The organism is Microbulbifer sediminum (assembly GCF_021729035.1).
Classification (GTDB): Bacteria; Pseudomonadota; Gammaproteobacteria; order Pseudomonadales; family Cellvibrionaceae; genus Microbulbifer; species Microbulbifer sediminum.
This window is the reverse complement of sequence record NZ_JAJSAP010000002.1, coordinates 120,188-142,014: the sequence shown is the minus strand read 5'-3', so window position 1 is coordinate 142,014 and position 21,827 is coordinate 120,188. Positions and strand designations below refer to the sequence as shown.

The 21,827-nt window shown below is 59.1% G+C and carries 16 protein-coding genes; 1 reads left to right on the top strand and 15 read right to left on the bottom strand.

Annotation, left to right across the window (positions count from 1 at the left end):
- Window positions 1-32: 32 nt before the first annotated feature.
- The 12 genes from LVD11_RS03365 to LVD11_RS03310 all read right to left on the bottom strand — a co-directional run bounded on the left by LVD11_RS03365 (window position 33) and on the right by LVD11_RS03310 (window position 18,554).
- Window positions 33-2,438 (bottom strand): DNA polymerase II, encoded by a 2,406-nt coding sequence (locus LVD11_RS03365; RefSeq protein WP_237056119.1) that lies wholly within the window; start codon window positions 2,436-2,438, stop codon window positions 33-35.
- A gap of 224 nt (window positions 2,439-2,662) precedes the next feature.
- Window positions 2,663-3,715: a hypothetical protein gene (locus LVD11_RS03360; RefSeq protein ID WP_237056117.1), complete on the bottom strand. Its 1,053-nt coding sequence runs from the start codon at window positions 3,713-3,715 to the stop codon at window positions 2,663-2,665.
- A 120-nt stretch (window positions 3,716-3,835) separates the two neighbouring features.
- On the bottom strand, window positions 3,836-4,528 hold the full coding sequence (locus LVD11_RS03355) for a transposase (protein WP_237056115.1): 693 nt from the start codon (window positions 4,526-4,528) through the stop codon (window positions 3,836-3,838).
- Between the two features lie 346 nt (window positions 4,529-4,874).
- Window positions 4,875-5,516, bottom strand: coding sequence for a hypothetical protein (locus LVD11_RS03350; RefSeq protein WP_237056113.1), 642 nt, complete (start codon window positions 5,514-5,516; stop codon window positions 4,875-4,877).
- 204 nt (window positions 5,517-5,720) lie between these two features.
- Window positions 5,721-9,131, bottom strand: coding sequence for a DEAD/DEAH box helicase (locus tag LVD11_RS03345; protein WP_237056111.1), 3,411 nt, complete (start codon window positions 9,129-9,131; stop codon window positions 5,721-5,723).
- Complete coding sequence (locus LVD11_RS03340) at window positions 9,118-9,888, bottom strand: Hachiman antiphage defense system protein HamA (protein ID WP_237056109.1); 771 nt, start codon at window positions 9,886-9,888, stop codon at window positions 9,118-9,120. Before LVD11_RS03340 ends, LVD11_RS03345 begins: the two co-directional genes overlap by 14 nt.
- 348 nt (window positions 9,889-10,236) lie before the next feature.
- Window positions 10,237-11,097, bottom strand: a complete 861-nt coding sequence (locus tag LVD11_RS03335; protein WP_237056107.1) for a restriction endonuclease — start codon at window positions 11,095-11,097, stop codon at window positions 10,237-10,239.
- 404 nt (window positions 11,098-11,501) lie between these two features.
- Window positions 11,502-12,698, bottom strand: a complete 1,197-nt coding sequence (gene prpF / locus LVD11_RS03330; protein ID WP_237056104.1) for a 2-methylaconitate cis-trans isomerase PrpF — start codon at window positions 12,696-12,698, stop codon at window positions 11,502-11,504.
- A gap of 160 nt (window positions 12,699-12,858) precedes the next feature.
- On the bottom strand, window positions 12,859-15,471 hold the full coding sequence (gene acnD, locus LVD11_RS03325) for a Fe/S-dependent 2-methylisocitrate dehydratase AcnD (protein ID WP_237056102.1): 2,613 nt from the start codon (window positions 15,469-15,471) through the stop codon (window positions 12,859-12,861).
- A gap of 314 nt (window positions 15,472-15,785) precedes the next feature.
- Window positions 15,786-16,913 carry a bifunctional 2-methylcitrate synthase/citrate synthase gene (prpC, locus tag LVD11_RS03320; protein WP_237056101.1) on the bottom strand — a complete coding sequence of 376 codons (1,128 nt, stop codon included), beginning with the start codon at window positions 16,911-16,913 and terminating at the stop codon, window positions 15,786-15,788.
- Between the two features lie 84 nt (window positions 16,914-16,997).
- Window positions 16,998-17,876 (bottom strand): methylisocitrate lyase, encoded by an 879-nt coding sequence (gene prpB, locus LVD11_RS03315; RefSeq protein WP_232942732.1) that lies wholly within the window; start codon window positions 17,874-17,876, stop codon window positions 16,998-17,000.
- A 3-nt stretch (window positions 17,877-17,879) separates the two neighbouring features.
- Window positions 17,880-18,554, bottom strand: coding sequence for a GntR family transcriptional regulator (locus LVD11_RS03310; protein WP_237056099.1), 675 nt, complete (start codon window positions 18,552-18,554; stop codon window positions 17,880-17,882).
- 321 nt (window positions 18,555-18,875) lie between these two features.
- Between LVD11_RS03310 and LVD11_RS03305 the strand changes: the two genes are divergently transcribed.
- A complete protein-coding gene (locus LVD11_RS03305; RefSeq protein ID WP_237056097.1) occupies window positions 18,876-19,400 on the top strand; it encodes a DUF2062 domain-containing protein in 525 nt (174 codons plus the stop codon).
- Here LVD11_RS03305 and LVD11_RS03300 read toward each other — a convergent pair.
- The 3 genes from LVD11_RS03300 to lolD all read right to left on the bottom strand — a co-directional run bounded on the left by LVD11_RS03300 (window position 19,386) and on the right by lolD (window position 21,782).
- Window positions 19,386-19,679, bottom strand: a complete 294-nt coding sequence (locus tag LVD11_RS03300; RefSeq protein ID WP_237056095.1) for a hypothetical protein — start codon at window positions 19,677-19,679, stop codon at window positions 19,386-19,388. The two genes, LVD11_RS03305 and LVD11_RS03300, sit on opposite strands and share 15 nt — an antisense overlap.
- 92 nt (window positions 19,680-19,771) lie before the next feature.
- Window positions 19,772-21,034 carry a lipoprotein-releasing ABC transporter permease subunit gene (locus LVD11_RS03295; RefSeq protein ID WP_237056093.1) on the bottom strand — a complete coding sequence of 421 codons (1,263 nt, stop codon included), beginning with the start codon at window positions 21,032-21,034 and terminating at the stop codon, window positions 19,772-19,774.
- Window positions 21,027-21,782 (bottom strand): lipoprotein-releasing ABC transporter ATP-binding protein LolD, encoded by a 756-nt coding sequence (lolD, locus tag LVD11_RS03290; RefSeq protein ID WP_237057085.1) that lies wholly within the window; start codon window positions 21,780-21,782, stop codon window positions 21,027-21,029. Before lolD ends, LVD11_RS03295 begins: the two co-directional genes overlap by 8 nt.
- Between the last annotated feature and the right edge of the window lie 45 nt (window positions 21,783-21,827).

The following is a 21,827-nucleotide window of genomic DNA, read 5'->3' as shown; positions in this document are numbered from 1 at the left end:
AGTATTTTTCCCTGACCCCTACATTCTGATGCTCAATCGGTCACGCCAAACAGGCCCAGCTGGCCATCCACCAGGCTGTCAAAATCCAGTTCTACGAAGGGCAATATGGCATCGGCCACCGGCTTGAGCTGCCGGTCGATATAGTGCTGGTAATCCATCGGTGACTGGCGGTAATCCACCGGCTCCGGGCCATTGAGCGTGATCACGTAACGGATCCAGCCCTTTTTCTGGTAGCGGGGTGGCAGCCCCTGCTGGCGGCGGTGTTCATCGGCCATTCGCGCTGCGCGCACATGGGGTGGCACGTTTTTTACGTATTGCTCCAGCTTGCGCCTGAGCCGCTTGCGGTACACCAGCTGCTCGTCCATGTCCCCGGCCCGGGTTTTCTCCACCGTCTCGCGGATATAGCCGGACGGATCCTCACCGTGAAACACCATCGCATACAGTTGGGTCTGGAACTGCTTGGCCAGGGGCGTCCAGTCGCTGCGCACGGTTTCCAGGCCCTTGAATACCAGTTTTTCCTCGTCCCCGTTCATCACCAGGCCCGCATAGCGCTTCTTGGAGCCGGCCTCCGAGCCGCGAATGGTGGGCATCAAAAAGCGCTGGTAGTGGGTTTCGAATTCCAGCTCCAGTTCGCACTCCAACGCCAGCTCTTTCTTGAGCTTGTGCCGCCAGCGCGTGTTGATCTCGCTGGCCAGGCGCTTGCCGATCACATCCGCCTCCTCGGGGGTGGGTCGGCCGCTCAGCCAGACAAAGGTGGAATCGGTGTCGCCGTAGATAACCTGGTGGCCCAGCTCCTCGATCCAGCGGGCCGTCTGCTGCATGATCTCGTGACCGCGCAGGGTGATGGAGCTGGCCAGGCGCGTGTCGTAAAAACGGCAGCCCCCGCTTCCGAGTACCCCGTAGAAGGAGTTCATGATGATCTTGATAGCCTGGGAGCGGGCGGCATCCTGCTCCTGCTTGGCGATGTCCCGCTGGGCCCAGAGATTGGTAATGATGTCCGGCAGGAAGTGCTTGTCACGGGAAAAGCGCGCACCGCGGAAACCGGGGATGCTGTTTTCATCCGCCCGGTCCTCCGCCGTGCCCTCTTCCGATTCCTCTTCTGCGCCCTCGCCCGCCGCCTCAGCCAGTCCCTCAATCAAGCCCATCGGATCGATCTTGAAGGTGCGGATAATGCTGGGATACAGGCTCTTGAAATCCAGCACCAGCACGTTGTCGTAAAGGCCCGGCCGGGAGTCCATCACATAGCCGCCCGGGCTGGCCAGGCCGCCGTCGGCCGGCAGGTTGGGCGCCACATAGCGGCTGCGGTGTAGCCTGGGCAGGTAGAGGTTGGTAAAGGCCGCCACGGAGCCGCCGCTGCGGTCGAGTTCCAGGCCAGTGAGCTGGGCCCGCAGGCGCAGGTAATCCAGCAACCGGGTGTGCTGGAAAATATCCCAGACCAGGCGGCAGTCTTCCAGGTTGTAGGCGGCAAGCTTGGGCTTGTTATGGCGGAAGTCGTGTTCAATCACCGCCAGGCGGTTGTCCACGTCTTCGGTGTCCTTGCCCCTGCCCAGCAGGGTCTGGGCCACGAACTCCAGGCTGAAGCTTTCGAAGTTGTAGGTGGCGCTCTTCAGTCCGTCGATGCCGTCCAGTACCACCCGGCCCGGCAACGTCACAAAGCCCTGGCCGCCTTCCCGGCCATCCCGCCAGCGGGCATCGGTGCCACCGCGCCCCAGCTTCAGGCGCAGGCCATGGCGCTCGGCCCGTTTCAGCAGCAGCCGAAAATCAAAGTCCACCACGGCCCAGCCGATAATGATGTCCGGATCCAGGCTTTGGATCCTGGCCTCCAGGGCCTGGAGCAGGGCCCGTTCGTCCTCCACCCAGTGGATGGTGATGTCGGCGGCCTCCGGTTTGCCCACCATCAGCACCTCTTCCACGCCATGCCCGTAGAGGCCGATGGAATACAGCTCACCCTGGCCGGAGCACTCCACGTCCAGGGAAACCACCCTGAAATCCGGCTGCATCTCGGCGCCCTTGAGGCGCACCAGGCGATATTCCGTATAGCCGTCCCTTGCCCGGGCCACACCTTCAAAGTAGAGGCCACCCCGGGCAAAGCGCTCCATCAGGTAACGGTCGTGGAGACGAAAGTCCGCTTCAAACACCTCAATGCCGCGATTCTGCAACAGCGTCTGGGCCCGGCGGTGGGCGTCGATGGTGGGGAAATACAGCATGGCCGCTTCCTCGCGGCCAAAGGTCTGGAAGCCCAGCTGCTGCCAGTCGTACGGCACGCCGGCCAGGGCCTCGGTCACCTGGGCCCGGTCCGCCACCTTCACCATAAAGACCGGGCGCTCTCCTTCAATGACCAGCTTGACCGGGCCCTCGGCCGTGGCCAGCCAGTAGTGGATGCAGGTACTGCCGCGCTGGTCAAAGCTGTGGCGGGTGAGGAGAAATCCCTGGGGCAAGAGGCTGTTCCGGGTTAAGGCTTGGGTTGGTGATGGGCGCCATTCTACTGGATAAATGCACAGGCGTCAGCAATCACCAGAACTGGACGAGCAGGGTCTGGTGCCCACCCAAGCCAGGGGGGAGAGGGAAAAGCGCCCCCACTCCAATTAACGCCATAACATTGATCTACCCCCATTTTCAGACAGCTCAATCGATCCGACGGCGTGCTTCTTTGGAGCGGCGGTTAAGGCTCACGCACCCGGCGTTTCTGATCGCGCCTATCCGTTTTCTTTTTGGACTTCTTTTCCTTTTCCCGTTTCTTCTTCTTTGGTTGCTCGTTCTTGGGTTGCTCGCGCTCCTGGCGCGGAGCTGGCTTTGCCGCAGTATGGCGCCGATCATTTGGCGCATTGCGCTGGCGCTGGGGCTGCCCGCGCTGGGTCTTTGGCTTGGGCCTATCGCGCACCGTGCGACGATCGGTTGTCGGATGCTCTAACGCAGGAACAACTCGTGGGCCGCGAATGCCGGTGGGCTTGTCCGCGAGTTTAACTGCCCGCTCGTCCCGACCTGGATTCCGACGTGGCTTCCGGCGTTCATTACCGCGATCCCAGCTCCGGTTATCCACCGGAGACGCCCGCCGCTTTGGCTCGGCTGTGCCAGCAAACCCATGTTCACCGCCTCGGCCACGATGCTGGCGCTCCTCACGACGATTCTGGCCCTTCTCACGACGATCCCAGCCCTTCTCACGACGATCCCAGCCCTTCTCACGATGATCCCGGCCCTTCTCACGACGATCCCGGCCCTTCTCGCGTTGATCCTGACCCTTCTCCCGGCGATCATGTCGATGTCCGTTGCTGTCATGCCAGTCCCGCCGGTCATAACCGTCGTCATGAACGTGCCGGCGCGGCGGTCTGTAGTCGTGTCCTCCAGCATAGCGATGGCCATGGCGGCGCAAGCGCGAATGCCAGCGATCATTGAAGTTTCCCGAGATAGTCAGATTCGGGGCCGGATACCAAGGGCCACGCCAGTGACTGGCACTAATCCAGTGGTCCTGATGCCAACGATAGTAACGCCCCTGTCGATAGAAAACGTCGCTGCGGTCGTAGAATACGTAGACGCCGAGCGTATCGTCGTAGTAGCGATAACCGGGATCGGTCATCACTGAATAGGAGTAAACCGGGGCAGGCTTCCGGACATAGGTTTTCTCGACGTACACCGGCGTCGCTGGGTAGGTGACACAGCCACCAAGCGTCAAAGTGATGGTGAGAGCGGCGAGTAATCGGTATGGGAGCTGGCGCATGGTGCGTATTCCTTGGATTCACACCTGCTTTTTAACCCGGCACAACTGAATCGCCGCTGAATCTACTTTGAACAAATGAATAACGGGGTTAGGTCAACATTGTGCCAGGAACACCAACATTCACGGCAAAGCGATGCGCGGCCGACCCAGCGGAGCTTGCGTCACCCGCCGGGCAAACTGTCCCTCGATCTGCGCCTTGAACCGGTCATTACCCAGCGCCAAGCCCCTGCTCAAGGCACCCCGGATCTTGTGGAGAGCGGGCGCATCCAGCGCATGGCGGAACAGGGCCCGGTAGCACTCCTGGCGCTGCTTCGGGTAGCGATCGAGCGCCAGATACTGCATATGAGGTATAAGCAGGCTGGATGACCTGCCCAGCCCATTGCAGCCATAGCTGGACCAGAAATACTCCCCCGGATCTGACACCATGCCCGCGCGCACCGGATTTAGCTCTATATACCGATAGCACTGCAGAAGATAATCCCCAGACTGAACCAGGCAGGATTTGTAGCGCCCCTCCCACAGGGTTCCCGAACGCCGATACTCCCGGTTGAAGTAACGCAGATAGATACGCCCAAGGGCCTGCATCAACCTGCTAACACCCTGATCAGACTGCGGGGTTACCAGCAGGTGGACGTGATTGGTCATCAACACCCAGGCATGTACCTGAATATCGAATTCCTTCGCATACTGTTTTAGCCAACCGGCGTAGGCGAGCATGTCCTGTTCTGAACAGAAGCAAACCTGCCGGTTGTTACCCCGCTGTATAACATGCTGCGGAATCTCTGCAGGTCCGAGGCGCGGCAATCTGGCCATCTAGCTTCCCCTTCCCTTTTTGCTATGGCCATAGACTAATGAATGGAAAACTCAGTGGGCGCTAATGGGTGTCATAATGTTGATCTGACCCCATTTAGTCTACTCGTAGTCTACTCGCAAAAGAACAGAGAAAAGCCAATACCGAGAAATGAACACAACCACATAAAATCAGCTACCTTCCAGAAAGCTCGATTTTTATACGCTCTTTTTCACAAAATATTGAGGTCAGAGTAAAGTTTTGAAGGCGTAGTCCACAATTGCATAGAGTGCCAATACTTTACTCTGACCCCAATATTTAGCCCCGCGGAAAACGCACCCTTTAGCCGAAAAAACACTTTTAAAACCTTCAAGCCTTGTCGAGCATCAATTCACTAGTTGTCTTGGCTGCCATCAAGTTAAGTTTTTTAAGAAAGGTCGACTTCTTAGCTTCAAGCCTCGACAAACCAGACATCAATATAACGCCGAGCAATATTACGAATTTTGGATTTTTTAGCGCCAGCTGAGAGTAGTACTCTCTTGTATCTTCCTTGGCATACCAACTAATAGTACTTGACCATGACTTCTTTTGGTTATTATCCATTTCAAAAATATAAGCTTCAAATGAAAACTCAACATTTTCAATCTTATGAGCAAGATCATTTCTCAACCTAGATAGAATTTTAATAAATTTACGGTCTGAAGCGGAAAGCAAATCCATGTCTTTAGCAATTTTAAGCTTTCCCGCTTGCTCGTCAGACAGAGGCAGTCTTTCTATTGTAGACCGAAGCCGCTCATCCGAAACCTGGCTAATTATCAGATCAGTAACCAATGCCTCAATAAAAGCATGAATCTTGATAACAAAAGACCAATCGTCTTGATTCACTATTTTGAAGAGGGTTTCAGCACTGCCTTCAAACTCCCCAAGGAATTCGCCTTTGAACTCATGAATTAGCTTTAATCCTTCATCTTTTCGGACGTACATAATTTCTCCGGACCCCAATGTCGCCATAAACCACACCAGAAGTATTACCTAAAAATATTGGGGTCAGAGTAAAGTTTTGACGGCGGAATCCACAGTAGCATAGAGTGCCAATGCCTTACTCTGCCCCCAATATCCGACCGCAATATCCAACATCTCTACCGCCGGGCTCGGCTCACGACAGGCCGGCACTCCTGGGACTGGAAGAATGCCCTGAGCCTTTTCTTCGGCATGCTATCCCTCGGACCAAGTTGCACGTGAACGACCCAATCGCCGTATGATGGCCTGACTGCTACCTTCCTCGAAACGGGCCGTAAGTACACTTGGAGCGTGGTCAATCATGTTGCGCCGGAGCATGACAACCCTTTCGAAATCCGGCGTAAGGGCCCAGGTAGAACCATCGTCGTCGATCTCGACTCTGTATTCCGAGCCTGGAACCGGATCGATTTCGAGAGTATTTGAATCAACATTCCGTCTCCATACCTGCGACGTCCATTGATGGCTGGTACGATTAAGCAATTCAAAGCGAAACTCTGCCCATACTGACGCGGCCTCCGGCGTCGGCCAATTGCCCGTATCTGTGAGGGCACCGATCTGGTTGCTTTCGAGCCAGGCAATTAAATCGTCAATGTCCATAACCACAGGGTTCTGGTCATTTATGGCAGCCATCGCCGCCGCCCTCGAAGGAAGGCCCATCCGCACAAGCAGCGCCATCACGTACCGTGGCAAACCAGTTTCAAGACAGGCAGCAGCAGTACCTGCGAGTGTTTCTGGTTGCCAGCCGAGCGCAACGCGCCGGGTGCGCATGGCTTCCAGAGCCCAGACGAAGCGATAGGTGAACACGTCCTCGATGAAGCGCATATTGTCCGGCCCGATGGCGCGAACCGGTGTTCCAGTGAGCCACGCAGAAAGAATTTCACGCCAGTCGCCCGGCAAAGTATCGTCGGGAGCGAAAGGGCGAATAGCAAGCAACCGCTCTGCAAGTGCAACGAGCGCTGCAATAAGTGCGTCGGTATCGCCCGGTATCGCCGCCTCGTCAGCCTGATCGAGCAGTGCAGCCAGTTCGTCGGCCATGGCATCGAGCGTGAGACCGGCTTCCAACCCCACTCCCATTGCGAAATGGCCTCGCCGCTGGTCGACCGTTGTCTGTGACCAAATCAGTTCTGACCGCGCGCGAAAGAGGGCAAGCTGGCGTTCGCGCAAATCACCCGCGTGACGCGCGAGCTGACGTGCCCATAGGGAACCATTCAAGGCCTCATCAATCAGGCGAGGCAAATCCGCGTCATCTGCATCCAGGGCCTCGACCAGCCCGAATATCGTGTGGTCTAGCTTCTCTAGCAAAAACTCGAACGGTTCATCGCCCTCTTCATCGACATCAATATCCCAGCCATCGCGGTTATTCGCGAGATACTCAAAGGCGTCTTCTCGATTCAGTGTTCCGCTTCGCGCTAAACGGTGCAGTATCTCGCTGGCTATCTGAATAAGCCCGCTTTCGAGCGTCCGCGCCCGAGAGGAATTGACTAGATCGCGCCATGCCTGTCTGCGCCAGCGAGCCGGCTCAAACATGACGTGAATAACAAGTCCTTCGAGATCGACAAATGCACGTCCAGCCCTGCCCGCAACATTCGCAAACTCCTCGCCGGTCAGCGGCATACCTGCACGATAGAGCGTAGGCACCAACAAGACTGCAGCGTTGAGATTTAGTCCCTGCGCAAGGGTGGGCGAGGCAACCGTAACGGTCAGAACCCCTTCGTTTAGCAGTCGCTCGACCTCGCGAAGAAACGGGTTTGGCAGCCGCGCGTGATGAATAGCAACGCCCAACGCAAGGCATTGGACAGCAGGATGGTCTGCCCCAAGCCATTCGGCTCCCACGGATGCCGCCCTTTCAATAGCATCTGCGTGGCCAAGAAGCGAGACAATGAACCCGCGTTGTGCGAGATCGACAATACGTTTGGCATAGCTCTCCACGTGATCGCGCTGTGTGCAAAACACGAGCGCTCGCTTTCCTTCCCCGGCGAACTGCCACGCAGCAGCGATCGTTAGCTCGGGATTGTCTTTAGGGAAAGGAGCTCGCCTCGGTGCGATGGCCGGTTGCTGGGCAACGAAGTCCTGAATAAAGGGGCCGTCGTCATCAAGGTCGAAGGTCAGACGAGCACCTTGTCCGCCCCATGCCAATATTCCGAAGCGTTGGCGTGTCGGACGCCATCCTGACTTCACCGCCTCACCCTCTGCGTCGCTTCGCACCCACGCCGTCAAATCGTCGAGCTGTTCGCCATCCGGAAGTATTGCCGAGAGACAGACGATACGCCTTTCGTCAGCGTCCTGTCGGCGAAGAAGTCTTTGCACCAGTATTTCATAGCGAAGCTCACGTTCGCTTGGACCAATGAGATGGCCTTCGTCAAGCACGATCAGCCCGACATCATCGATCAACTGCGGATCGCTTCTGAGAGCAAAATCTAGCTTTTCGGGCGTCGCGATTACAATCTCCCGCGACCTAAGCGCGTCTTGGTCGCCCGGCAATGCTCCGCTCGCGCCGTAGAGTGAAGAGACCGAGAAGCCGAGCGGGCCGAAGGTCTTACGAAATGAGCGCTCGGTCTGGGCGGATAGCGCTCGCAATGGGGTCACAAGCAGTACCCGTTTCTCCGCACTCAATGACATTAGGGAACAAATTTCCGCGATGCGGGTCTTTCCGGCGCTCGTCGGAAGAGCGACCACGAGATCATCGGTCAAATCGGTTGCCCGACGGGCTGCCCCGATCTGTGATGGCCAGAGCTCCACTTCCGCTGTATTCCTTGCGTAAAGCGAGGCGAGAAACATATCGCGAAGCTCGGGATAGCCGCCCGCATCATCAGGCCCGACTTTCGGGAGCACCTGATGGAGACTGTTAGCCCATAAATCATCGATCAAATTCAGGGCGACGCGGATGATCCACCAAAGCGTCACGGCACCGACGTGATCGGCTACGCTAAGTGCGCGGTGGAGCATGTTCTGCGCCTCTTCGTGCATAGTTGCATGCCCCGTTAGCAGAGCAAACTCGAAGAAGGCGAAAGCCCGATAGACTGCTGTCGTCAGTATAATGGAAAAGACATCATCCGTTTCGCCTTGACCGTCTTGCAACGCGGCTTGAAGTGCGCCGTCTCTGTGAGCGGGATCGCGAAGCCACGCTTCGGCTTCTTCACGAAGTGTACCGAGATCGCTGAGCAGCAGGCGCATAATCGCGCGCTCCGCAGGTGCAAGATTCGCTTCTTCTTCGGCCTGCGCCATAAGCGAGAACGACATCGCGGCGTATCCAGCAAGATGATAGGAAGCGGCTCCCATCACACGTAAAAAACCACGCTCTGGCATTGTGGGCGAGCCGTTCCGGACAAGCGCCTCGAAGGAGTTGCCTGCTGTCAAGAATCCTTCGCGCCAGGCTAGGGCGTTACCTTCCTGCCTCTCCCGCAGCGAAAGCGACGCCCGGAGCAGCGAGAAGCCGTATTCGGAAAGGTCGGCATCGAGGCTCGCCGCAAAGGCCGGAGCACCCTGGGGAAGCTGTCCATTCCGACGAATGATTGCGCGAGCCTCTCCTCGCGCAAGGAGTCGCCCCCGGATGTTGGGCTGCCCTATCGCCCCGATGAATTCTTGCAGCTCCTCAATCGTCTCCAAGGTTCTCGGCCTCTTCGTAAACCCAGGCGATAAAGGCCGGGTGATCGTTGATCCTCAGGTTGACGGAAACATGACCGTGGGCATCGTCAGCACCGTCGAGGTCGGTTTCGAGATCGGCGACCCGGTCATTGCCTGTTAGCGTGAACAATCCGTGCGTAACATCGCCGGCTCGTATGGCGCCCCTGCCAAGCGCATTTCGAATCTGACGACCAAGTGCCACGTCTTCCTCCCCCCCTTCAAGTAACCTATCGGAGACGAACAGGAGCGAGATCGGGGTTGGACGCCCTTCATCGTCATTCAGCCGGGTTCGAGCGGTAGTGATCACTGACGCGCCCATTGCCTGACCGCTTTTAGCCTCACCCTTCAAGTAGGAGAGGCGTCCCTCTAATTCTTCTATGCCGAGGAAGTCATCGCCACGCAGCGCCATTTCGCGCCCATCCTTGTAGCGCAGTCGGCGGACAGGCATTTGGAAGCCTGTCTGGTGTTCCATGAATTCGGTCGCCAGAATTTCGCCCACTTCTCCGGACCGCGTTTTAGCATTGGTGGGCAGCCGTTCCCGAAGGATCGCTGCAGCACGCGGAAATCCCAGCTCGGCGATATCGTCGGCAATGCGCCGCGGATTGTCGTAGTGGGCGCGCACACGCTCGATAAGATCAGCTTGTACGACAGCCCTACCCCCCTCTTTCTCAGCAAGCACGTAAAGGAGCTTCCGTCCGCCGTTTTCCGCCTCCTCGATTTCCAGCCAGTCTTCAATCATGGAAACCTGCCACTTTAATTCCTTCAGATAATTGGGGTCAGAGTTAAATTTTCCCACCCCAAATCAACTGTTCCATATAGCGAGAAAAATTTACTCTGAACTCAAGTTATCTTTAATTGTCTCCACCCAAACCCCATCCCGCCCATCAAAAACATGCAATATTTTAGATATCGGCTCTTAAACGTCTATGCTGTCCATTATGAAATCAACTCTTTTCACGATGCTCTTCCTCCTTGACCTACAGCAAAGACCAATACTTTTCTCAGGCGCCATCTTTTTGCACCTAAGCGAAGAAATGACCGTCAGGCCCGGAACGAACTGCGCAATAATTATTAAGCTTACTCACGTTTATATAAACAGCTCACGGACAGGGATAAAGGGTCTCCCTGTTTCCGCTGCTCGCCGAACTTTTGCTTCTAGAACATCTACCACGGACAGTCTTCGCTTGAGGATCTCAGACAAGTCAAAACCGTCCATGCATACGATGCGCTTCCCCTTACCGAAGGCCTGAAGTCCGTCGACGGAAAAACCACTGTTACTCAAGAATAAGCCTCTAGACCATGACGCTTTCTGACTTAACTTGCCCTCAAACGTGTGTAGGTCTGCTACTCCTGTCGGTGCGTTTTGCCATTTTGCTTCCAATAGGTACGTTTCTTTATTTAATACGAAGCTGCCATCTATCTGCTCGCCAAGGAGACGAAAGGAAGAGCGTGCAGAAAGTCCGTAGGCATCAAAGAGGTCTTTTAGGAAACGCTCAAAGGCGAATCCTCGGCTCTGTGGCGCTAGATCTGCTAATTCAATAAGTTGAGAGAAGATGCGCTGGCTTAGAGTTTCGTCAATTTGAACTCGCTCATCCTCATCCTTTGGTTGAGCTGGAGGTTCACTGTTTCCTCCCAGCCTTCGAATGATTTGCTTTAGAAGCTTTTCCGCAGAATCTGGAATAGGTCCATCTGAATAGATTTCCCAGCCTTCAAGCAGACCATTCAAAAACAGCAACACTTGCTCATCCGTAGCTATCCGCCAAAATGAACGAGTTCTGTGAGCTTTTGAGCCCGACGCTTGGTCATAGCAGGAGTCATAAATCGAAACACCGACAATTTCTCTGAAAAACTCATCGAAGGTACGGTTTGAAAAACCAAGCACGTACCCGCTCGGCATTCCTAGTTCACGCTCTAACTTCTGCTTTTCTATCAGACTGAGACTACTCATTCTTTTTGCCTAATAATATATTCAAAAGACGCTTTTATGTAGCTCGGATCTCTGTAACCCTAATCGCTCCAAAACGCATCGAACGGAAAAGCTTTAAAATCAGCAGGTTATCTGTTCTTAAAAAATATTTCTACAACACTAGGCTACACAGTATTTTTTCTAACGCGAGACAGGCCTGTACCCGATATTATTTCAATTGCCTTTTATGTCAATGACTTAGCCTCACCCCAATCGAATCAGTGACGAGAGCTGCTGATCTAGCGATCCACCACTTGCCCTGTATGGATTTTGAACAAACCTTGTGAACACAAAAAAGCGAGCCTCAACTGAGGCTCGCTTTTTCGACTTCCGAACTCCGTTTAAACGGTACTAACCGCTATTCGCAGCCCCTACTGCAAGGCGTACTAGAAGGAATCGCCGGGTATCCTCACCCACCCCTCCATCAAAACCCGCGCACTCCGGCTCATAATGGCCTTGGTAGCAGTCCACTGCCCGTTCAGCACCTCCGCTTCGGCCCCAACCCGCAGGGTCCCAGACGGATGGCCGAAGGTAACGGCGTTGCGCTCCCCGCCCCCAGCGGCCAGATTCACCAGGGTACCGGGAATGGCAGCCGCTGTGCCGATGGCCACCGCGGCGGTGCCCATCATGGCGTGGTGCAGCTTGCCCATGGACAGGGCGCGTACCAGCAGGTCGATATCGGCCGCTGCGACCTTCTTGCCGCTGGAGGCTACATAGTCCTTCGGTGGCGCCACGAAGGCGACCTTGGGGGTATGCTGGCGGCTGGCCGCCTCTTCCACGTTGCTGATCAGGCCCATCTTGACCGCGCCGTGGGCACGGATGGTCTCGAACATGGCCAGCGCCTTGTTGTCACCATTGGTGGCTTCCTGCAACTCGGTACCCACGTACCCAATCTCGTCGGCGTTAACGAAAATGGTGGGGATGCCGGCATTGATCATGGTGGCTTTCAGCGTGCCCACACCCGGCACTTCCAGGTCGTCCACCAGGTTGCCGGTGGGGAACATGGCCGCCCCTTTACCATCTTCTCCGGGGCCGTCCGCCGGGTCCATAAACTCGATCTGGATTTCGGCCGCGGGGAAGGTGACGCCGTCCAGCTCGAAATCGCCGGTCTCCTGTACTTCCCCGTTGGTGATGGGGACCCGGGCGATGATGGTTTTCTTGATATTGGCCTGCCAGATACGCACGGTGCAGGTGCCGTTGTCCGGGATGCGGTCGGCATCGACGAAGCCGCTGTTGATGGCGAAGGCACCCACGGCGGCGGTCAGGTTGCCGCAGTTGCCGGACCAGTCGACGAAGGGCTTGTCGATGGCCACCTGGCCGAACAGGTAGTCCACATCGTGATCCGGCTGTTCGCTCTTCGACAGGATCACGGTCTTGCTGGTGCTGGAGGTGGCACCGCCCATGCCGTCGGTCTGCTTGCCGTAGGGATCGGGGCTGCCGATTACGCGCAGCAGCAGGTTGTCGCGGGCTTGTCCCGGCACCTGGGCGGATTCAGGGAGGTCCTGCAGGCGGAAGAAGACGCCCTTGCTGGTGCCGCCACGCATGTAGGTGGCGGGGATTTTGATTTGGGGTGCGAAGGTCATTTATGAGTCTCGCGACAGTGTGTCATTTGTGGTTGTAGGAGCCTGCCCTGCAGGCGAACAGTTCGGTGCTTCGTGGCTGTTCGCTTGCAGGGCAAGCTCCTACGGGTGCTCTGTAGGTGGTTTGTTCGCCTGCAAGCAGGCTCCTACAGGGGGCTTCGCATCAGGCCTGGGCTTCGGCTTCCAGGAAGTCTTTGGCGAAGCGCTGCAGGACACCGCCGGCGCCGTAGATGGAAACCTCTTCCTGGGTGTCCAGGCGGCAGGTTACCGGGACCTCTAGGGTTTCACCGCTCTTGCGGTGGATCAGCAGCGCCAGGGTCGCCCGGGGCTTGTGCTCGCCGATCACATCGAAGGTCTCGGTACCGTCGATGCCCAGGGTCTCGCGGGTGGTGCCGGGCTGGAACTCCAGCGGCAGTACGCCCATGCCGATCAGGTTGGTGCGGTGGATGCGCTCGAAGCCTTCCGCCACGATGGCTTCCACACCGGCCAGTGCCACGCCCTTGGCGGCCCAGTCGCGGGAGGAGCCCTGGCCGTAGTCGGCGCCGGCGATGATGATCAGCGGCTGCTTGCGGTCCATATAGGTCTCGATGGCTTCCCACATGCGGGTCACCTGCCCTTCCGGCTCGATGCGGGCCAGGGAGCCCTGCTTCACTTCACCGTTTTCGTCGCGCACCATTTCGTTCAACAGCTTCGGGTTGGCGAAGGTGGCGCGCTGGGCGGTGAGGTGGTCGCCGCGATGAGTGGCGTAGGAGTTGAAGTCCTCCTCCGGCAGGCCCATCTTCGCCAGGTATTCACCGGCGGCGCTGCTGGCCAGGATGGCGTTGGATGGCGACAGGTGGTCGGTGGTGATGTTGTCACCCAGTACCGCCAGCGGGCGCATGCCTTTCAGTCCACGCTCACCAGCCAGTGCACCTTCCCAGTACGGCGGGCGGCGGATATAGGTGCTCTGGGGGCGCCAGTCGTACAGCGGCTGGCCCTTCTCCGCCTCGGCCTTGTTCAGGTCGAACATCGGGATGTAGACCTCGCGGAACTGCTCCGGCTTGACGCTCTCTTTGACGATCGCGTCGATCTCTTCGTCACTCGGCCAGATGTCCTTCAGGGTTACCGGGTTGCCGTCCTTGTCGTGGCCCAGTACGTCCTTCTCGATATCGAAGCGGATGGTGCCGGCGATGGCGTAGGCTACGACCAACGGCGGCGAGGCCAGGAAGGCCTGCTTGGCGTAGGGGTGGATACGGCCGTCGAAGTTGCGGTTGCCGGACAGTACGGCAGTGGCGTACAGGTCGCGGTCGATGACTTCTTTCTGGATCTTCGGATCCAGCGCGCCGCTCATGCCGTTACAGGTGGTGCAGGCAAAGGCCACCACGTCGAAGCCCTGTTGCTGCAGTTCGGGCAGCAGGTCGGCTTCTTCCAGATACATCTTTACGGTCTTGGAACCCGGTGCCAGGGAGGTTTTTACCCAGGGCTTGCGGGTCAGGCCGAGTTTGTTGGCATTGCGCGCGATCAGCCCCGCGGCAATCATGTTGCGCGGGTTGCTGGTGTTGGTACAGCTGGTGATGGCGGCGATGATCACCGCGCCGTCGGGCATCAGGCCCTCTTCTTCCTTCCATTCCTCTTTCCAATCCCCCTGGGCAATACCGCGGTTGCCCAGTTCGGACACCGGCAGCAGTGCGTGCGGGTTGGAGGGGCCGGCCAGGTTGCGGCCAACGGAGGAGAGGTCGAACTTGAGTACGCGCTCGTATTCGGCGGTCTTGAGGCTGTCTGCCCAGAGGCCGGTTTCCTTGGCGAACTTCTCTACCAAAGCTACCTGCTCGTCGTCGCGGCCGGTGAGCTTCAGGTAGTCGATGGTCTGCTCGTCGATGGCGAACATGCCGGCGGTGGCACCGTATTCCGGGGTCATGTTGGCGATGGTGGCGCGGTCGCCCAGGCTCAGGCTGGAGGCGCCCTCGCCGAAGAATTCCAGGTAGGCACCCACCACGCGCTCGCGGCGCAGGAATTCGGTCAGGGCCAGTACCATGTCGGTGCCGGTAATACCCGGCTGCAGCTTGCCGGTCAGCTCCACGCCGACGATATCGGGCAGGCGCATATAGGAGGCGCGGCCGAGCATCACGCTCTCGGCTTCCAGGCCGCCGACACCCACGGAGATAACACCCAGGGCATCCACCATCGGGGTGTGGCTGTCGGTACCGACACAGGTATCCGGGAAGGCTACCCCTTCGCGTACCTGTACCACCGGCGACATCTTCTCCAGGTTGATCTGGTGCATGATGCCGTTGCCCGGCGGGATCACGTCCACGTTCTCGAACGCGGTCTTGGTCCAGTTGATAAAGTGGAAGCGGTCCTCGTTGCGGCGCTCTTCCACCGCGCGGTTTTTCTCGAATGCGTCCTTCTCGAAGCCCGCATGCTCCACCGCCAGGGAGTGGTCCACGATCAGCTGGGTGGGCACCACCGGGTTGACCTTGGCGGGGTCCCCGCCCTTCTCGGCAATGGCGTCGCGCAGGCCGGCCAGGTCCACCAGTGCGGTCTGGCCGAGGATATCGTGGCAGACGACACGCGCGGGGAACCAGGGGAAGTCCAGGTCGCGCTTGCGCTCGATCAGCTGCTTGAGGGCGTCGGTGAGCATTTCTGGCTCGCAGCGGCGCACCAGGTTTTCGGCCAGGATACGGGAGGTGTACGGCAGTTTTTCATAGGCACCCGGCTGGATTTTTTCGACGGCCTCGCGGGTATCGAAAAAGTCGAGGTCTGTGCCGGGGAGTTTTTTGCGGAATTCGGTATTCATAGTGTGATCAATAATTTGGGGTCCGCTGCGGGGCCCATCGAATGTTTTGTAGCGGTATTTCTGCAATCAGGTCCAGCGCCCTTCCAGGCTCGGCCTGAAGTACGGCAATCCAACCGAATGCAGACAACCACCGCTGGGCAATGGGAAGGCCCGGTTGACGGTGGCTGCCCCCGCGACTGTCTGCGAGAGGGATCTCGCAGACAAGCCCCCATGGATGGGTTTACGGCGGGTCGCGGGGGCGGTCACCGGCGGCCGGGCCGCCACTGCACCTGAGCAGCGGCACAACCCTCACGGCCGGTGGCCGTTAAACGCGATTAGCCGCGCTCGGCGATCGGCGTCACTTTACGCAGCTCCGGCCCCACATATTCCGCGCTCGGGCGGATAATGCGGTTGTCGGCACGCTGCTCGAACACGTGGGCGGCCCAGCCGGTAACGCGGGACATCACGAAGATCGGCGTAAACAGCTTGGTGGGAATGCCCATAAAGTGGTACGCGGAAGCGTGGAAGAAGTCGGCATTACAGAACAGCTTCTTCTCGCGCCACATCACCTCTTCACAGCGCACGGAAACCGGGTACAGGACTTCGTCGCCAACATCGGCGGCCAGCTTCTCGGCCCACTGCTTGATGATGGCGTTGCGCGGGTCGGACTCGGTGTAGACCGCGTGGCCGAAGCCCATGATCTTTTCCTTGCGCTCCAGCATGCCCAGCAGCCCTTTCTCGGCCTCGTCGGCGGAGGAGAACTTCTCGATCAATTCCATGGCCGCCTCGTTGGCGCCGCCGTGCAGCGGGCCACGCAGGGAGCCGATGGCGCCGGTAATGCAGCTGAACAGGTCGGACAGGGTGGAGGCACAGACGCGCGCGGTAAAGGTGGACGCGTTGAACTCGTGCTCGGCGTACAGGATCAGGGAAACGTTCATCACCTGCGCGTGCAGCTCGTTCGGCTTCTCACCGCGCAGCATATGCAGGAAGTGGCCGCCGATGGAATCGTCGTCGGTCTCGGTCTCGATACGCACGCCGTCGTGGGTATAGCGGTACCAGTAGCAGATGATGGACGGGAACGCCGCCAGCAGGCGGTTGGCGCGGTCGTACTGCTGGTCGAAGGACTCCTCGCCCTCCAGGTTGCCCAGCATGGAGCAGCCGGTGCGCATCACATCCATCGGGTGTGCGTCGGCGGGGATGCGCTCCAGCACTTCCTTCAGCGCCTGCGGCAGGCCGCGCATGCCCTTGAGGGTGCCCTTGTAATCTGCCAGCTGCGCACTGGTGGGCAGCTCGCCGTTGAAGATCAGGTAAGCGACTTCCTCGAACTCGCAGCGTTCTGCCAGGTCCTTGACGTCATAGCCGCGATAAGTGAGGCCTGAACCGCTTTTGCCAACGGTGGAAAGTGCGGTTTTACCGGCAACCTGGCCACGCAGGCCGGCGCCTCCTACTTTTTTCTCTGCCATCTTCTGATCCCCTTTTTTAGGAAAGAATTTTTGCTTCGCCATGCCGGGGCCCGGTATGGCGATGGGTAAATATCGAACTCGGGTTTACTTCTTGAACAGGTCGTCGAGCTTCTGCTCGAAGTCGTGGTAATTCAGGTAGTCGTACAGTTCGGCGCGGGTCTGCATGGTGTCCACCACCGCCTGCTGGTCGCCGTTTTCCAGGATGCTGGTGTAGACGTTTTCCGCGGCCTTGTTCATGGCGCGGAAGGCCGACAGCGGGTACAGCACCATATCAGCACCGGACTCCGCCAGCTCTGCCTTGTTGTAGAGCCTGGTTTTGCCGAACTCGGTGATGTTGGCGAGGATGGGCACATTCAGCGCATCCTTGAACGCGCGGTAATGCTCCAGCTCGGTGACCGCCTCGGCGAAGATGCCGTCGGCACCGGCCTCGATGCAGGCCTGGGCGCGCTCGATGGCGGCGTCGAGCCCTTCCTGGGCAAAGGAGTCGGTACGGGCCATGATAAAGAAATCGTCGTCGGTACGGGCGTCAACCGCCGCCTTGATGCGATCGACCATCTCTTCCTTGCTGACGATTTCCTTGTTCGGGCGGTGGCCACAGCGCTTCTGCGCCACCTGATCCTCGATGTGTACCGCACCGGCACCGGCACGGATCATTTCCTTGATGGTACGGGCAATATTGAAGGCACCGCCCCAGCCGGTATCGATATCCACCAGCAGCGGCAGTTCGCTGGCGGCGGTGATGCGGCGTACGTCCTCGAGCACGTTGTCCAGGCTCGTCATGCCCAGGTCAGGCAGGCCGTAAGAGGCATTGGCCACCCCGCCACCGGACAGGTAAATCGCCTTGTGGCCGATACGCTCCGCCATGATGGCGCTGTAGGCATTGATGGTCCCCACCACCTGCAGCGGGTTGTTTTCGGCGAGGGCACGGCGAAAGCGCGCGCCAGCAGAGAGAGTGTGGCTCATTGGCTACCTCAGTTTGTTTTCTATGTTTTGCCGGGAGGCGCGGATATGGCGGCGCATCAGCAGCTCCGCCAGGTCACCGTCCCCGGCCTCGATGGCTTCGATGATATGACTGTGTTCACGGAAGGCCCGCTGGGCACGGGGGCTGGCCATACCCAGCTGGTACCGGTACATGCGCACCCGGTAATACAGGCGGTTGCACAGGGTGTCGATCAGCAGGTCGTTGCCGGAGGCCTGCACGATGCGGAAATGGAAGTCGAAATCGCCCTCGGGCTGGAAATAGGCGGTACCGGCCCGCAGCTCTTCCTGCTGCTCATGGTGCTCGAGCATCCGCCGGAGTTCCGCCAGGTCGGCGTCTGTGCGCTGGCTGGCCGCCAGCCGGCAGGCCATGCCCTCAAGCGCTTCCCGCACGTCATAGAGTTCCAGCAGGCCGCGCTCGGTCAGGTCCACCACCCGGGCGCCGACATTCACCCGGCGCTCCAGCAGGCCCAGTGACTCGAGCCGCATCAGCGCCTCGCGCAGGCTGCCCCGGCTGGCTTCAAAGCGACGCGCCAGCTCCGGCTCGCTGACCTTGCTGCCGGCGGCGATCCGCCCCTCCACGATCTCTCCGCGCAACGTCTCAAACAGACGGTCTGCCAGGCTCTGGCCGGTGACGGCGTTCTGTGACGGTGCTGCTTTCAAGGGAAGATCTCCGACAGGCCACAGGATTGTCGACAATCCTGAATTGAAAGCCACAATAATGTACGAGGTTATCCCAGTCAACCAGTTAAAACGTACTCAATTGTTGACAATAACGGGCTTTGCGGGACGATTGGCACAAGAGTAGTCTTAAGCGCGCTGAGCGGGCATAATAGCGCCCGCAAAGGCTGGGCCGTGCCGCCCAGCCGGCCACAATCTATTCTTGAGAGTGTGCAAGGACAGGCGGCGGACCGGACCCGCCGACTTCCCCTGAACGTTGAATCATATTCGTCCGGGCCGCCGGTCTCCGTGTACAGTGACGTTATGCCGAAAAGTATCATCAGGCGCTGGCTGCCGACTCCCGAACAGGTGCGGGCCAACAGGGGTCTGGGCTTCTTGGGGACCCTGCTGCACGATCCCAACCTCTTTCACCTGAACCGCCACTCGGTATCGGTCGCCTTTGCAGTGGGTGTCTTCACCAGTTTCCTGCCGCTGCCGGGCCAGATGGTGATCGCCGCGCTGCTGGCGCTGTGGTTCCGCTGTAACCTGCCGCTCTCGATGATCCTGGTGTGGATCAGTAACCCGATTACCATGCCGGCCATTTTCTACAGCACCTACAAGCTGGGTGCCTGGATCCTGGGCACACCGCCCCTGGACTTCAGGCTGGAGCTGTCGTGGGAATGGCTGACCGGCGAGGTGGGCAAGATCTGGCTGCCGCTGTTCTTCGGCTCACTGTTGAGCGGGATCTTCTTTGCGGCGGTCTCTTATTTCGGCATGCAGGCCCTGTGGCGCTGGCATGTGGTGAAACGCTGGAAGATGCGCCTGGCGCGGCGATCAGCGATCCATTGAAACCCGCTGCCGCCCGGGACCATGAACCCGGTTCCAGCAATGGGCTACTACGGAATAATAGATGAGGAAAAAGCCGAGCAGGACGCCCAGCAGCGGCAACAACTCTGCAGTTCCCAGGCCCTTCTTCAAAAACAGAATCACTGACACAAACGACCACAGGTAGAGCGGATATAGGGTCGTGCAGGTAAACAGCCTGAAACGCCCGAACGGCTCACCGTCTTCCGGGCGCAGGAAAGGGAACGGCCACCAGACAATCGACGGCCGGTGTATGGCCGCCATAAATCGGGTGAAACCCTCTCCTCTCGCTGCTTTACCTTTGTCACCATCCATAGCCTTCTGCCCCCTTCCCTACAGCCTGAATCCCGCCATCATTATTGTTCGTTGCGCAACGCCGCCGCGGGCTGCACCCGGCTCGCCTGCAATGACGGGTAGAGGGTGGCCACCAGGCTGAGGACAAAGCCAGCCCCTACCACCAGCGCCACATCGTCCCACTGGAGCTCGGACGGCAGGTAGTCCACCGGGTAGACATCCGACTTGAGAAACTGGATACCGAACAGGGATTCCAGGCCCGCCACCAGGTCCGTCACCACCAGTGACCCAAGCACACCCAGCAGGCCACCCAGGGTGGCGCCGACCAGCCCCACCAGCGCCCCCTGGCTGACAAACGTCAGCAGGATCTCGCGGGTGCTGGCACCCATGGTACGCAGGATGGCGATATCGCTGTGCTTGTCGATCACCACCATCACCAGGGTGGACACCACGTTGAAGGCGGCAATGGCGATAATCAGCAACACCAGGAGCCCCACCAGGTTGCGGGACATCTGGATCGCCTGGTAGAGGTTGCCGTGGGTACGGCTCCAGTCACTGCCATAGAAATTCTCTGCCGGCAGCTCACCGAGCAGCTGGCGCATGATCCAGTTTGCCTGCAGCATGTCACCCACGCGCAGCTGGACCCCGGCCCCACCGGCACCGCCAGCGAGGCGGCGCGCCTGCTCCCAGCTCAGCAGGGCCAGGCTGTGATCCAGCGCGGTACCGGAGTGGAACACATCCACCACCTTGAAGCCCGCCAGGCGCGCGGCGCGGCGACCGCCCTCGGCCCCGGCACTGTTGGGCACAATCAGGGACAGGTGCTCCCCTGCGGTCACTTCCAGCTTGTCGGCCAGGCCGCGCCCCAGGATCACGCCCGGCTCCGCCGGGTTCTGCAGCGCGGCGAAGCTGTCCGGCGAAACGAATTCACCGATATTGGAGACCCGCGTAATGGTGTCCGGATTGATGCCCTGGACCAGCAGGGGGGTGACCTCCCTGCCCTTGCGCGCCATGGCATTGACCTGCCACACCTCGGCGGCCGCTTCCACGGCCGGGCTCGCCGCCAGCTGGTCCCGGATCGCCGGCCAGTCGACATCGGGACTGCTGTTGTAGATGGTTGCATGGGGCATGATGCCGAGGATGCGGTCGCGCAACTCGCGATCGAAACCGTTCATCACGGACATCACCACGATCATCAGGGCCACGCCCAGGATCAACCCCACCATGGACAGGCCGGAAATGAAAGACACCAGTCCCGCGGAGTCCTCACCGCGACGCTGTGCGCCCGCATAACGCAGGCCGATATATGTGGGCAGCGGCTTAAACATGGTCACCCTGCTGCCAGTCGCTCTCCAGCCGCCCATCAATCAGGTGCAGCGTGCGGTCCAGTGCCGCCGCCAGGTCCGGGTCGTGGGTGACGATGACAAAGCTGATACCCAGCTCCCGGTTGAGCCTGTCCATCAGGCCGTGGATCTCCCTGGCGGTGGCCCGGTCCAGGTTACCGGTGGGTTCGTCCATGAGTACACAGGCCGGGTGCGTCACCAGCGCGCGGGCGATGGCAACCCGCTGGCGCTCGCCACCGGAGAGTTGCGAGGGCTTGTGGTCGAGGCGCTCACCCAGACCCACGGCCCGCAGCATGGCCGCGGCCTCTTCCCGGGCTTCAGATACCGCACGCTTGCCGATCAGCAGCGGCATCGCCACGTTTTCAAGGGCGGAGAACTCGCCCAGCAGGTGGTGAAACTGGTAAACAAAACCGAGGCTGCTGTTGCGGAGCCAGCCACGCTCATTGGCATTCAGCGTGGCGAGGTCTTTTCCCGCCACCTGGACCTCACCCGAAGTGGCCGTATCCAGCCCACCGAGCAGGTTGAGCAGGGTCGACTTGCCGGAGCCCGAGGCCCCGACAATCGCGAGCTTTTCACCCCGGCGGACCTCCAGCTCGACGCCGCGCAACACCTCGAGCTCGTTGCTGCCCTGCCGATAGGATTTACGCAGGTTGCGGCAGGACAGTACCACTGCATCGCTCTGCATATCGTTGCCGGTGTGCGGCTTGTCTTGCAATTCTACTTGGCTGTTCATCATTTATTGGTGCCAGTCATTTTCATTGTCGGTAGCGGCGACCGT

Coding starts and splice junctions, on each gene's coding strand:
- LVD11_RS03360 (WP_237056117.1), bottom strand. CDS start 3,715: ATGCGCCAGCTCCCATACCGATTACTCGCCGCTCTCACCATCACTTTG.
- LVD11_RS03355 (WP_237056115.1), bottom strand. CDS start 4,528: ATGGCCAGATTGCCGCGCCTCGGACCTGCAGAGATTCCGCAGCATGTT.
- LVD11_RS03350 (WP_237056113.1), bottom strand. CDS start 5,516: ATGGCGACATTGGGGTCCGGAGAAATTATGTACGTCCGAAAAGATGAA.
- LVD11_RS03340 (WP_237056109.1), bottom strand. CDS start 9,888: ATGATTGAAGACTGGCTGGAAATCGAGGAGGCGGAAAACGGCGGACGG.
- LVD11_RS03335 (WP_237056107.1), bottom strand. CDS start 11,097: ATGAGTAGTCTCAGTCTGATAGAAAAGCAGAAGTTAGAGCGTGAACTA.
- prpF (WP_237056104.1), bottom strand. CDS start 12,698: ATGACCTTCGCACCCCAAATCAAAATCCCCGCCACCTACATGCGTGGC.
- acnD (WP_237056102.1), bottom strand. CDS start 15,471: ATGAATACCGAATTCCGCAAAAAACTCCCCGGCACAGACCTCGACTTT.
- prpC (WP_237056101.1), bottom strand. CDS start 16,913: ATGGCAGAGAAAAAAGTAGGAGGCGCCGGCCTGCGTGGCCAGGTTGCC.
- prpB (WP_232942732.1), bottom strand. CDS start 17,876: ATGAGCCACACTCTCTCTGCTGGCGCGCGCTTTCGCCGTGCCCTCGCC.
- LVD11_RS03305 (WP_237056097.1), top strand. CDS start 18,876: ATGCCGAAAAGTATCATCAGGCGCTGGCTGCCGACTCCCGAACAGGTG.
- LVD11_RS03300 (WP_237056095.1), bottom strand. CDS start 19,679: ATGGCGGCCATACACCGGCCGTCGATTGTCTGGTGGCCGTTCCCTTTC.
- LVD11_RS03295 (WP_237056093.1), bottom strand. CDS start 21,034: ATGTTTAAGCCGCTGCCCACATATATCGGCCTGCGTTATGCGGGCGCA.
- lolD (WP_237057085.1), bottom strand. CDS start 21,782: ATGAACAGCCAAGTAGAATTGCAAGACAAGCCGCACACCGGCAACGAT.